Here is a 13,473-nt window from a genome sequence, read left to right as displayed (position 1 = left end):
CAACGCATCAGTCCACGGCGTCGGCGATCAGGTCGATGACGGTGGCGGCGAGGACGGTCAACGCATCGCAGGTGTCGCGCCGCAACCCGCTGAGGGTGATGCGCTCGCCGGAGGCGAACAGCGGCTCGAACGGCATCCGGCACACCGGCACCCCGAGCGCAGCGAACGCATCGACGGCGTCGGTTTCGACCATCGGCACATCGCCGGGCCCATCGGTGATGACCACGACGGTGCGCGCGAGCGCATCGGGTCGGACCGCGGCGATCGCGGCGAGGGTGCGTTGCGCCGCCACCGCGCTGTCGCGGCGCAGCGGCACCGGAACGATCACCGCGTGTGCGGACGCGATCGCCCACTGCCAGCTGCCGGCGTGGCTGGAGTTGCCGGTGTCGGCGAGCAACAGGTCGTAGTGGCGTCCGAGGATCGACGCCACTGTGGCGGCGTCGTCAGAGGTCAACGGCGCGGAAGTGCCGGTCGCTCCGGCAATCATGTACGAGCCGCACGGTTGGCGGGTCAGATAGCGGGTGAGCGTGGAAGCGCGCACCTGCTGCGCCGTCTCGCCCAGGTCGGCGCGCAACGACGCCGCGTCCTGCCCCGCGGCCGGTGGGACCGCCACACGGTCGGTGAAGCTGCCGCCGATCTCCCCGAGATCCAGGCACGCGATCGTGGCGGGACCGCGGTGTTCGGCGATGGTTTCGGCCAGACCGATGGCCATCGGGGTCTTACCGACGCCGCCTTTGACGTTGGCGACGGTCACGAGCGCGCCCTCCGGCAGGAGGCGACCAATCGATGTCTGCGCGCAGCGCAACCGCATCTCACGCGAGTGCGCCTTCGGTGCGAGCCGCAGCCCGAACATCGCATTGACGCGGCCGCGAACACCGCTGCGGGCAGGTGCACCGGCCGCGGGATCCACACGGGGTGCGGACAGCGCAGACAGCGCATCGAACGACGCGCTGAGCGGCTCTGTGACCGATCGTGCGGGTTGTGTGGATGTCGGTCCCTGGATGGGTGCCGGCGTAGGCTCCGCGGGCCCCGGGGAGGCCTGGGGAGCATTCTGCGCGGGTGTCTCGAAGGTCATCGGGTCGGCCGCCACGGTCACCGGTCCGGCCGGTGCCGCAGTAACCGGTTCCGCCGCTGCCGGTTCGGGTTCGGTCGCCACCACCGGGATGGGCACGCTCGGAGCGCTCTCGGCGAGCGTGCCGTCGAGACCGACCGTGAGAAACCGCGTGTCTTTGCCAGTCCGGTAGATCACCTCGACGGCGGACTGCTGCTTGACCGCCAGGGTGCACACGAACTCGTGCACGACAGCAGCGAGGGCCTTGTCCTCGCTCGCCGTCAGGTCCATCGGCGGTACATCGGCACCGGTGAGCGTCGCGCGCGCTGTCGTCGCGGAGGTCGCTTCGATCTCGACGGTCGGCGCCATCGTTAGTTGATTCCGCCGAAGGCACCGGCGCCGGCCAGCGCGGTGTCCATCTCGTCGACGACCGCCTCGGTCTGTGCCAGCTCGTCGAGGGCTTTGTCGCGGGCCTTGCCGTCGGGCAGCGCTTCGATCACCACACGGCGCTTGGTGGCGGCGTCGCGGATCTCGGCGAGGCGTTCGCGCGTAAGTTCCTGGCGTTCGTCGAGCTTGGCCAGCCACACCGGCGAAGTCGCCTTGAAGTAGTCGCGCAGCGCTTTGATCACCGGATCGTTGGCGCCCTTGGACACGAACGGTCCCCGCAGCGCGGCGACGTCCTCGGCTGTGGGGGTGATCGACTGGGAAATGCGACGGGTCATCGGGCAGTCCTTCCAGGGAGTGGTTGCTGGGACGATTCGAGGGGTGACGGACGGTGAAGCCGGGGCGCTTCGGACGCGGCTGCTCAGTGGCAATCCGGCGCCCGCGCCGGACGATGCCGGAGCATCACGCGGACTGGTCGACGAGGTCGGGTTCGGGCAGGACGACGACACCGGTCGCATCGAAGGTGATGCGGGTTTTCACCCGACCGGCGCCGACGGTCAGGACGGTCTCGACAACCTCGCCGCGGGCGCCGCGGCGCACGTCGACCGCCGAGGCGGTGACCGGCACCAATTCGCCGTCCTCGTTGTCGATGAGCACGGTCTGCCCAGCGGTCACGCTCGACGCCTGGATGACATCGGCGAAATCGTCCTCCTCCGGCTCCGGTTGCGGTGCGACACCAGCGCCGGTCTTGGTCATCGACACCGCACCGCTCTCCCCCACCTCTGCGCCGCCGATCACGATCGGTTCGGGGACGCTGCCGTGGCTGCGCGCACGCCGCGCCAGCGCCCGTTCGGATTCGATGAAGTCGGCCAACTCCGGCGAGTAGCAGGTGAACTGCGGCGCCTCCGCCGGTATCAGGCCGTCGATGATCGCTTTTTCGCTCTGCGACAGTTGGTTCCACTTGTTCGGATGCCGGTCCACATTCGGGGTCCACCACATCTGCGCATCGACCGGTGACCCGTCGTCACCGAGCGCGATCCCGCGGCCCTTGACCGAGGTATCGACCTCCCGGCCGACGGTGGAGTCGCCCCACATCATCAGCGCGCCGTCCTGCGAGAGATTGCCGAGGGAAATGCGGGTGCCGAAGTTGTCGCGCGCATTGCCCGAGGCGCCGCCGAACAGGGAGGCATCCGGTCGCTGTACGCCGAGCAACAATCGGATGCCGGCCGAGCGCGCGAGCACCGCCAGATCCGCCCACGCGCCGAGCGGATCGAGTTCTTTGAGCTGCGTCTTGGTTTCGTCGTCGCCGGTCTTGGCCAGGCGCTGCCACTTGCCGGAGAGGATGAAGAACTCGTCGAGCACCGCGATCATCAGCGGCAGCTGTGAGCCTTCGATCTTCATCTGATGGATGTAGGCGTTGCGCGCCATCATCTCGGTGTGCAGGGCGCGCACGAACATCGCCGCGCGCAGCGCGTCGTAGATGATCGCCCCGCACCCCGGATAGCCCTCGAGGCCGTCGAGTTCGATCATCTTCGGATCGACCCCGACGAACGGGATCCCGCGCCGCGCCGCCTCGGTGAGCAGGGTGCGGATCACCGAGGTCTTGCCGCCACCGGTGGGGCCGACGATCAGACAGTGCGGCTTGTTCGAGCTGGTGGACACATCCCAGAACATGATCCGATCCGCCGCACCGGTCGCATACGGCAGGTGCCGCAGGTTCTCATCGACCAGTTCCAGGGGATGGTCGACGCGCTCGGGCATGGCGGTGACCAACCGCATCACCAGATAGCCCTTGTTCGGGTACCAATCACACGTCCAATGCCGGCCGGACTCGTGCGGGCCGGCCAGCGAGGCGAGAGCTTCGGCGACCTTGGCCTGAAACGCGGGGGCGCCGGCGTTCATCGACTTGGCGAATCCGATCCGGTAACCGGTCTCGATACCTTCTTCGTCGAGGGTGTCGACGCTGACCTTCGGGCTCTTGAAGATCGACGCCGCATCGAGCGCATCCTGCAGGACCCTCTGTCGCTCGCTTCGGGTATCCGGCGCGATTTCCGTGCGCGTGAGGACCAGTCGGTCGCGGTGCGCGTCGTGCCGCACCGTCATCGCCCACCACTCGTCACCGAACGCGGATTCGACCGCATGGGAGAACTGCTCGAACTGCTTGGGCCGGATCACCGCACCACGCGGCAGCCTGATCGTCGCGCGGCGCATCACATGTCCGCTCATGGGCAGCGGAACGGAGATCTTTGTGGGTGTGTGGCCGGTGCTCTGCTGGACCATCGCGTCGAGCATCCGCGCCCAGCGGCGAGCACGGTGACGCGAGACGTCGAGGCCGATGAGCGGTGCGGTCACCACTGCCAGCGGCCACCGGTGGTCGTGCAGCTGAGTCAGCACGTCGATCGCAGCCTGGTTGCCGGCTGCGGAGGCAATGAGATGGGAGCTGGCGAAGGCCGTTGCGGCAGGTACCGCCGTGAACGGCGAGACAGGCACGAAACGCGGCACACACGACGTGCCGTTGTACTCACCGACACGACCGCCGCGAGTGTTGGTGGTGTCGCCGAATGTGTCGCGCCAGGCAGCGACGAGCCAGTCCTTGAGAGGGTCGGGAGTTCCGCTCACTGCCTGTGCCTTTCGCTCGTGGTGGCGCTGATTCGGATGTGGTCCGGTGCGGTGTGTGCGAGCACCGTGGCAGGGAGCTCAGGTTTTCACCAAGCAGGTGAGCATGTTCGGCATCGGGTGGACGGTGCATGTTCCGGTGCGTGACAGCGCTGACCGATCAGGCTGCGGTCCACCATGGTCGAGGTGCGCCGACAGTGAGCCGGGTTCAGCACCGTGAACCGCGTTGAGCACGCCGCTCGTACAGCACCACGAGCAGCGCTCATTTCTGCGTCACATACCGCGGCTGTGCACCGGCGTGAGGAGCGCTCGACCGAGCGCGTGCGATCGTGTTTGCAGGTGCTGTGTCGAGCGCTCCCCGGGCCTTTGAACGATGCGGTTTTTGAGGATATATATCGTCGTAACGTCCTGCGCTCTGCATAGCGTTCGACGTGGGCGTCTGCGAATACCGTTGGCGCCCGGCGCAATTCTGGATTACACTCCCCCCAAGGAACGCCGGGGGGAGTGACCCCGTAAGGGGTAGGCGTCGCGAGCGCTTCTTCAGGCGCCCCGTTCTACCGCTCGAATCCGCCGCTGTGTTCGCGCGCTCATTCGAACGCTGTTGGAGCGTGCTCGCGCGCCACTCGTGCAGCGAGCTGTTTCCGGCGATCCGATCATCGCCCGGCGAACTGCTTTCACGCCGCATGTGCACGGCGTCGATCCATGTAGCCGGCGCCACTGTGAGCGCTCTTCCGCTCACCGCAGCACAGGCACGATGACGCGCCGACGAACACACCGCTGCGTCAGCACCGCCTTTGAGTGCGTGAACTCCGCTGCTGCGCAACCTCGACCGGGCGCGCTCGGTACTACCTCGCAGTCTCGCTTGGCGAGGTGGGTTTCTCGCGCTCGATCAGTGCGCCGATCGCGGCGGATGCGGGTCGGGTGTGCGGTCACCTGCTTGGTCGAGATCGGCTCCTCGTTTTACGTTCTCGGCCGTCGCCTTTCGGGCGTACGACCGAACCCGTCACTGGAGTGCTCATGTCTCTCGCGTCAAGCCTTGCCGATTTGGCGATCACGACCGTCCCGCGCGGTGACGTGCTGGCCCAGACCACCGAGGTCACTACGACCGGGGTGCGCGCCTGGATCGAAGACAACATCGTCTTCACGATCCTCGTGCTCATCGCCTGTGTGGTGTTGATGGGTGGTCTGCGCGGCAACTTGTCGAAGGTCGTCACCGTCGGCGGCCTGTCGCTGGTCGGCATGGCGTATCTGGGCATCGCGACGAACACCACCGCAGCGACCGGTCTCGGCAACTGGATCCTCGGCCTGATCGGCATCCAGGTCTGACCCCCGCGTGAGCACCCACATCAGTCCAGGGAAGGGAGATCGTTCGTGATCGACAACGACGACATGCTGCACCGCGTGGACCGCCACTACCTCGGCCCGACCGGCTTCACGCTGCCGGTCCGGCTGCGCTACGGGGCGGTCGGGCTCGGCACGGTCATCACCGTCGCGGTCTTCGTCGTCGCCCGCGCGATCGTGCACGTCCCGCTCGGCTTCCAGTCCCTGGTGCTGATCGTCGGGATCGGTGTGGTGATCACCGCGCGGGTGACGAAGTACGTCAACGCCGACCGCCCCTTGCGCTCGGTGATCACCGCGGCGTGGAACGACCTGACCGCGCCGCGCCCACCCACGCCGGGGCAGACCGTCGTGCTCCTCATCCCCGCAACCTTCCACACCGCGCGCAGTACCGGCGCCGCGACGTCGAACGAAGGGAACTCCACCGATGCGTTCGCAGCCTGACACCGACATCGCCGCACTATTCGACCCGAACTTCGACGACCCCGAACCGGCCATGGTGCCGCCGGGTGCGTTGCCGCCGTCGTGGGCCGCCGCGATCGCCGCCCATCGCACCGACTCCCCCACCACGTCGACCGTTTCCCCAGCGTCGCCGTTGGCGTGGTCCCAGGTGCCCGACAGCAGCATCACCGCGGCACTCGATGCAGAGACCGCGCCGACCACTGCAGTCGACGCAGATGTACCGGCCGACAAGCGCACGCGCGGACGCACGAAGCGCGGCAAGACAACCGGCACCGACGCCGAGTTCACCCGCCAGTCGAAGGCGGCGGCCACACGCGCCGATCGCGCCCGCAAGGCGGTGCGTCTGCAGCTGGTCGGGGTGGAAGGCAACATCACCCGCACCCGCACCCAGTCCACCGCATGGTTCGTCCAGCCTCCGGGGCCGTGGAACATGCGCCCGGTCGCCCGGCAGCGCCGCTACATCCGCAGCGAAGCGCTGGTGCTGGCGAACCTCGCCGAAGCCGGCGTCACCGGTCTGCATCGCCGGCTGGTGCGTACCCCGTGGCCGGTGCGCGCATGGGCGCAAGCGCACGACGGGTGGGCCGAACCGATCCCGGATGTTCCCGGTGCGTTGTCGTGGTCGGATTACCTGCGCGGGCAGCAGCACGCGATGCTGTGGGGCAACCCCACCCTCAAAGGCCGCTACTGGGGCATCGAACTACCACCCCGCGCGACACTCGCGGTCGGACTCGACACCGTCTCCGAATGGCTACTGCCCGTCGTCGAGTGGCCGCTGCTCGGACGCGTCGCGAGACTGGTTCGCGCGTGGGCACGTACCGCATTCTTGAATGAGCAGAAGACGCTCGCCGATCACCTCGCCACGATCGAACGCATCCTCTCGGGACAGGGGGTGCGCGCCAAGCCCGCCACCGCCGCACAGATGGACTATCTGCTGCTGCGCTCGGCCTCGCTCGGGTTACCGCTCGATGCCGAGGGGGTGATCTCCGGCGGCGGTAACTGGGAGCACTCCGATGTCGCGGCGCTCGAAGACCTCACCGACCTGGAACTGACTCCCGGGGACGGGTACACCACCGTGCGCGGTCAGGTCGGCGGCCGCGACTACACCGGCTACGCCATCGTCCTCACGGTCGGGCGCATGGCGCCGCTGCCGATCCCGGAGAAGATGCTGCCCTGGCAGGTCATCGGCGACTCCTCCGGTGAACCGCTCGAATGGTCCGAACGCCTCCGCCTGAAAACCAAGAGCCAGACCATCCGCAGTCTGCGCCGGCTCACCGCGCGCATCGAGTCGCAGTTCGACCACTACACCGTCGAACACGACCAGGTCCCGCCGCAGGAACTCGCCGAGCAGCATGCTCTTGCGCAGCGGGTGATTTCCGATATCGAAGATGACCACTCCGGGCTGTCGGTGCGCACCGAGGGCTGGTACCGCGTCCTCGTCGTCGGCTCCACCCCGGACGAAGCGAAGCAGAAGGTCGCGATGCTGCAGGAGATGTATGCACCGCGTATCCGCCTCGAACAGGAACACGGCCAGTACCAGTTGCTGCGCGAGTTCCTCCCGGGCGAGCCGCTCGCCAATATCGCGCACTGCCGGCGCATGAGCGTCGAAGCCGTCTCCGCTGGGATGGCCACCGTCGGTGACCGGATCGGGGACCGCACCGGCGTGGTGATCGGCGAGACCGCCTCGATCGCACCACGACCGGCGATGTGGGACCTGTTCGCCGCGCACGAGAAGAAACACAAGTCGGGTTTGACCCCGATCGTCGCGGTACCCGGCTCGGGCAAGACCTTCCTTGCCGGGATGCTCGTCTACCAAGCAGTCCGCGCAGGGGCCTACGGGGTGGTGCTCGACCCGTCCGGGCCGCTCAAGAAACTCGCGCAGCTCCCCGAATTCCGCGGCGTCGCCGACGTCCAAGCATTGACCGGGCGCACCTCCCGCCCCGGCTCCTTGAATCCGTACCGGGTGATCGTCGACCCGCGCCGCGACGACCCCGACTACAACCCGACCAATCCGGACTACGCCGACGACACCGATCCGGTCGCCGCCGCCCGCGCCCAGTACGAAGCCGACCTACGGGCCGCGCAGGCCGAGCGGATCTCGGTGGCGGGGTCGGTGCTGAAGATGATGCTCTCCCCCGCCTGCCTCGAGCACGAGTGGACCGAAACCGTGCTGCAGACCGCGGCGAACACCGTCGGAGGGCAGCGGCACCACAACCTGCGCGAAGTACTCGACGCGATCGCCGCGCTCGGCCGCGACGACGAGAACGCTGATCTGCGCACCTGCGCGCGCAGCGTGCACCAGGAATTGTCGATGATGGCCGATCTCGCCGAAGCCCGCGTGCTCTTCCCCGAAGCAGGTACCACCGGCGACCCGGAGGACATCGTCGACAACACCACTCGACTGACGGTGTTGACGCTGCCCGGCTTGCAGCTCCCACCGACGGGCACCGATCCGTCGCAGTGGACCCCACAGCAGCGCATGGCCGGCCCTCTGATGCACATGGCCGCGTGGCTGGCGAACCGCCTCGTGTACGAGCTGCCGCGCTTCGAGCGCAAGGTGCTGTTCCTCGACGAGAACAAGTACCTCGAACAGACCGGCGCCGGCCGCACGCTGAACCTGCGCATCGCCCGCGACAGCCGCAAGTACAAGGTCCGCGCCCTGGTGTGCTCGCAGCTGCCGGACGACTATCTCGGTGTCGATGGCAGCGACGACAAGTCCGCATTGACCTACGAGGTGATCATCGGCGATCTCGGCGGCAACACCCACGCCATCGACGGCGCCCTCAAACTATTGAATCTCCCCTCGGGGGAAGGCTACGAAGCGCTGCTGGCCGATCTCGGTGGCGGCGGGGAAGACACTCTCGACGAGGACACCGACACCGACCACCTCGATCAGGCCCGCCGGTTCATCGTGAAGATGGCCGACGACATCGAACTGATTCGCTCGGACTGGACCCACTTCGTCCACCTCGCCCACGTGTTCGCCGCGCTTGATTCCCGTGCGACCCGAGCTACGATGGGCGCCCCGGCGTGAGCGCGCAGCAAGCACGCCGGACGCTTCCGGTCCCGTCGCTCTCCGTCCGCTGCGTCAGACGCCCTGCGCGGCTGGTGGGCAGTGTTCTGGTCGTGCTGATCCTCGCCACGATCGCACTGATCGGGATCGGCGCCGGGACGGCTGCGGCCAGCGGTTTCGACTGCAAAGACGTACCGTCCCCGGAGTTCCCGAACGAGACCGTCGAGACGACCTTCGACTCATCCAGCGCCAACCGGCCACCGATCGCCGGCGGGGGTGGCACGGGTTACGAAAGCTACGGCTGGGCCGGACTGAAATGGCACACCTACGACCTCGGCTGCGGTGAGGACCTGGTGCGCGCTCCCGGCGCGGTCAACGACACCACCCTCGGTAACGCCTTCCTGACGATCGGGAAGTCACTGGCGGCCGCGGCGTTCTGGCTCGACGACCAAACCAAGACCGGACGCGACGCACTCGACGCCGGGGTCGACTCGGCACTCGAGCAGTTCGACCGGATCATTTACTCGATCAGTGACGGCATGCGCGGGGTCTACGGACAATGGCTGGGGATCGCGCTGACCGTCGTCGCTGTGATCGTGCTGTGGAAGTCGCTGAAGGCGGACACCGCGGGCGTCACCCGAACCTCGGCGATCGCAGCAGCCGGGCTTATGCTCGGAGCGCTGATGGTCGGTGCACCGCAGAAAGCGGTTCAGGTCGGCGACGACACGTTCGGCTCACTGATCACCGACACCCAGGATCAGATTTTCTCGGTCCATTTCGGGGACGGACCGGGCGGCGGCACACTCGTCGGTGGCCCGACCGACCCACGCAACGTACTGATCGACCGGATTTTTCTTCCGGATTGGCGCACGGGGTGGTTCGGCACCAACTACGACCCCGCGGACACAGCCAAGCGCGGTCCGAAGCTGCGTGATTCGCTGGCCTTTTCGTACGAAGAACAAGAGCGTGTCAAGAACGACCCGAATGCCCAGGCCGAGCTCGCAGAGCAGAAGGCCGATAAGTTCCGCGAGATCGTCGCGTCGCTGGAATCCGACCATCAGTTGTCTTACTACCAGTTTCAGGGCAAAGACTCCGGCCGCACCTCGACCGGTTTCATCGGCATGGTCAAGCTGGCCATGCCGTCGCTGCTGTGGATCGGCGCCTCGATCCTGAAGATCACCGCACTGCTCGCGATCCGGTTCGCCATCCTGTTCGCGCCGCTGTGGGTGCCGTTTGCGATGATCGCCGGTGGGTGGCTGGGCCGCATCCTGCGCATGCTCGCCACCGCCTACCTGTGGGGCGTAGCCGGTTCGGTCATCGTCGCGCTGTATCTGATGGCGCTCGTGCAGCTGTACGTCGATGCCGACGGGCAGGTGGACGGGTCCTGGCGGTTGTGGTTCATGGTGCTGCTCACCGTCGTGTGCTGGGCGATCATGCGTCCGTTCAAACGGGTCGGCCAGACGTTCACACAGAACAGCTCGAGCATGGTCAACCGCAAGGCCCGGGAGGCAAAGCGCTCCCTCAAAACGAAGGCATTCGGCGCGGCAGGTGCCGCCCTCGGCGGCCCGGGCGGAGCGATCGCAGTCAAGGCTGGCGACCGCATGACGCGAAGGAACCGCGGGCACGACGACGAGGTTGAGACGACGTCCACCGGTTTCCGGCCTGAAGGCCGCGGACTCAACAATCGTCGACAGCAAGCACTGGCCCAGGCACGAGCAGAAGCACGCACGAACAGAACTGAGCACCTGGGCCGCGGAGCGGACCGGGACGCACGCATCGCTGGTATCGCGGCCAGTGCCGGCCGCGATCTGGACCGGGGTAAGAAAACGTTGGGCGACAAGGACACCGAGCGGGCCGTCGCATCGGGCGCGGCCGTATGGAAACGGTTGGACAAAGGCGAGGCGGAGAACCGACGTCGGGAGCGGCAGGCCCGCACGGAGCTGTTGACCGCCAGTGTCGGTCAGCGCTGGGACGGTGGGGATCGCTCCGCCATCGCACCGATGAAGGTCTATACCCCGGCCCGTCCCCGCGAGTCCGCACACGCCACCAGCACCGGCACCAGCTCTCGCGAGTCACGGAATGCCGTCCTCCGCGGTGAGTGTTCGACGGGGAGCATGCCGTCCCGACCGCGGGTCTGGAATGCGCCCACTCCGGACGGTCCTTTTCCGCGGGACAGGTACCTCTGATGTCTCGGTCCGGACCCAACCCCGTGCTCGCCCCTGTCCGCCGCTGGGTGCTCTACTCACGCACGAACCTGGCAATCTCTGTGGTCGGGGTCGTCGCGGTGTTGTCGCTCGTCGGCATGCTGGTCGGGGAACAACCGCAGCCGCAGACAGTGGAGGACACATCCGCTGCAGGGTCTGAGACTGCTGCGCCGACCGCGGACGTCATCAGCTACGAACTCGACGAAGTGAGCGAGTCCCAGGTGGTCGCCACGACGGCAGCCAGTGCACCGGCCACCGCGATGGCCTACGCCCATACCTTCGTCGACACCACCCTGTCGGATACGCAGTGGACCTCCGCGCTGGGCCGCTACACCGTCTCCGAGCCCGGGCCCAGCATGGTGGCGGCACGACCGCGCACTCCGGTGGTCATTACCGGACCCACGGTCAGCACTCTCGTCGCCGGCCCCGCCGGGACGCAGAGCTCACGGGTCCTCGTCCCGACCCAAGCCGGAGAAATGACGGTCTCCGTCGTGGTCAAGGAGCTGTCCGATGGAACGCAGCGCTGGGTGGTCGACACTCCCCTGCCGACCCTCAAGCTCTCCGAGGTCGAGGACACCGCACCGCGCTCCATCGCCCCCACAACCACTCGAACTCCGACGGAGGCGGCGAAACCGCGACCGACGCCGACCTCACCCACGACGTCCATCCCTCAACTAACGTCCGCCCCTAACGAGCCGGAACACGAGCCCACGTCCAGTCGCAGCGCTGACCCTGCCCCGACGCCGGTGCCTGGGCCAATTCCGATTCCTGACCTCGACACCCCCATCCCGGGGCAATTGTGACCGTTCACGGCGCCAGCAAGGTGTTGTTGCTCAGCAGCGCAGCCGCTCTCACCGTCGGCATATCCGCCTGTACGACAGGAACTCCGGTGATTCCCCACGATCCATGCCGTACCGTCCCCACCCGCGACAACACCTCCGAGGGGACATCGGACCTGCACTTGCGTGCCTCCGGCCCGATACAGCTACCGGTCCATCCCGGAACCACTATCCACACATCCGGGTTCGGCCCACGCTGGGGGACGCACCACCACGGCGACGACCTGGCCGGGCCGGTCGGAACACCGATCCTTGCCGCGCTCGACGGAGTCGTGGTCGCTGCAGGATCCACGGGTGAAGGACCAGGTATCGGATTCGAGAATTGGGTGATCATCGACTCGAACGTCGGCGGCTCACCTGTGAGCACTGTCTACGGACACATGTTCGCCGACGGCATCCACGTCACCCCCGGTCAACAGGTCGCTGCCGGCGATCACATCGCCGACATCGGCAACGCCGGAAGCAGCACCGGAGCGCACCTGCACTTCGAATATTGGCAGGGCGGCAGACTGCAAGGCGGCACCCCCATCGACCCAGTGACCGTGCTGCCCGAGATCGCTCGGCAGAACGGAGGAGCACCGCTTCCCGTCGCCGACCGTCACGGTGGCCAGGACAGCAACGTGCGGCTCGTCGCCGCCTCCCGCTCGACTGCCGACTGCTCGGGATTTGGCACGGCCGGCGGCGGCGACCTGGCCTTCGGAGCTGTCCCAGCCGAGTTCGAGCCGTGGCTGCGCCGCGCGGGCGGGGTGTGCCCCGAGATCGACTCACCACTGCTGGCGGCGCAACTCCAGCAGGAGAACAACTTCCGCTACGGCCCGGACGCCCCAGTCTCACCGTCCGGCGCAGTCGGACCGGCGCAGTTCATGCCCGGTACATGGGCCACCTGGGGCAAGGACTACGACGGCGAGGGAACAGCGGACCCGAACTCGATAAGCGATGCCGTGATGTCGCAGGCGCACTTCATGTGCGCGCTCTATCAAGATGTGGCTGGGATTGCGGGGGATCCGATCGAATTGACGCTCGCGGCCTACAACGCCGGCCCGGGGGCGGTGTTGCTGCATCACGGCATCCCGCCTTACGCCGAAACACAGAACTACATCGCCAAGATCACGGCGGCTCGCGCGGCCTTCACCAACCCGAACTCGCGCGGCCGGTTCACGCCGAAGGCATCAGGGGACAACCGCCAGGTCGTCGCGGCTGCGCGCGAATACCTTGGCACCCCGTATGTCTGGGGTGGCGGTGGCGTCGCAGGCCCGTCCAGTGGAGGGTTCGACTGCTCCGGCCTGACGTCGTTCGCGGTCCATGCGGCCAGCGCCGGCACGCTCACGCTTCCTCGCACGTCCGAGCAACAGTGGGACGTCGGAGTCGAGATCCCGCTTGAGCGGGCACGGCCCGGTGATCTCGTCTTCGGCAATTGGGGGCCGAACGGGCCCGGCCACGTGGGGATCTACGTCGGCGACGGCCAGATGGTCCATGCCCCGACGACCGGAGGCGTTGTCGAGGAAGCACCCCTCCAAGCAGGGATGAAAGCCCGGCGGGTGATGTGAGGGGACGTGTCGTTCGTGCTGG

Annotated in this window: 9 protein-coding genes; 6 read left to right on the top strand and 3 right to left on the bottom strand. The window is 67.4% G+C overall.

The features are described 5' to 3' along the window. Nucleotides 1-7: 7 nt before the first annotated feature. From U9J23_RS26510 to U9J23_RS26500, 3 genes are all read right to left on the bottom strand, one after another. Nucleotides 8-1,420 (bottom strand): ParA family protein, encoded by a 1,413-nt coding sequence (locus U9J23_RS26510; protein WP_272269976.1) that lies wholly within the window; start codon nt 1,418-1,420, stop codon nt 8-10. Nucleotides 1,421-1,422: 2 nt separating this feature from the next. After that, complete coding sequence (locus U9J23_RS26505) at nt 1,423-1,773, bottom strand: hypothetical protein (RefSeq protein WP_099698763.1); 351 nt, start codon at nt 1,771-1,773, stop codon at nt 1,423-1,425. A gap of 124 nt (nt 1,774-1,897) precedes the next feature. Beyond that, on the bottom strand, nt 1,898-4,054 hold the full coding sequence (locus U9J23_RS26500; RefSeq protein WP_272269970.1) for a type IV secretory system conjugative DNA transfer family protein: 2,157 nt from the start codon (nt 4,052-4,054) through the stop codon (nt 1,898-1,900). A 1,014-nt stretch (nt 4,055-5,068) separates the two neighbouring features. Between U9J23_RS26500 and U9J23_RS26495 the strand changes: the two genes are divergently transcribed. From U9J23_RS26495 to U9J23_RS26470, 6 genes are all read left to right on the top strand, one after another. Next, nucleotides 5,069-5,377: a hypothetical protein gene (locus U9J23_RS26495; protein WP_272269968.1), complete on the top strand. Its 309-nt coding sequence runs from the start codon at nt 5,069-5,071 to the stop codon at nt 5,375-5,377. 45 nt (nt 5,378-5,422) lie between these two features. After that, nucleotides 5,423-5,833 carry a hypothetical protein gene (locus U9J23_RS26490; protein ID WP_272269967.1) on the top strand — a complete coding sequence of 137 codons (411 nt, stop codon included), beginning with the start codon at nt 5,423-5,425 and terminating at the stop codon, nt 5,831-5,833. Continuing rightward, entirely contained in the window at nt 5,817-8,882 is a 3,066-nt protein-coding gene (locus tag U9J23_RS26485) for an ATP-binding protein (protein ID WP_272269965.1), read from the top strand. The genes U9J23_RS26490 and U9J23_RS26485 overlap by 17 nt, the downstream gene beginning before the upstream one ends. A gap of 92 nt (nt 8,883-8,974) precedes the next feature. Beyond that, nucleotides 8,975-11,047 (top strand): hypothetical protein, encoded by a 2,073-nt coding sequence (locus U9J23_RS26480; RefSeq protein ID WP_272269964.1) that lies wholly within the window; start codon nt 8,975-8,977, stop codon nt 11,045-11,047. Further along, nucleotides 11,047-11,868 carry a hypothetical protein gene (locus tag U9J23_RS26475; protein WP_326603279.1) on the top strand — a complete coding sequence of 274 codons (822 nt, stop codon included), beginning with the start codon at nt 11,047-11,049 and terminating at the stop codon, nt 11,866-11,868. The genes U9J23_RS26480 and U9J23_RS26475 overlap by 1 nt, the downstream gene beginning before the upstream one ends. Next, nucleotides 11,865-13,451, top strand: coding sequence for an NlpC/P60 family protein (locus U9J23_RS26470; protein ID WP_272269961.1), 1,587 nt, complete (start codon nt 11,865-11,867; stop codon nt 13,449-13,451). Before U9J23_RS26475 ends, U9J23_RS26470 begins: the two co-directional genes overlap by 4 nt. Nucleotides 13,452-13,473 lie beyond the last annotated feature (22 nt).

It is taken from the genome of Rhodococcus sp. PD04 (genome assembly GCF_035918275.1).
GTDB classification, from domain to species: Bacteria; Actinomycetota; Actinomycetes; order Mycobacteriales; family Mycobacteriaceae; genus Rhodococcus; species Rhodococcus rhodochrous.
Note: the sequence above shows the minus strand (reverse complement) of the source record. Positions and strands in the feature narration are given on the sequence as shown.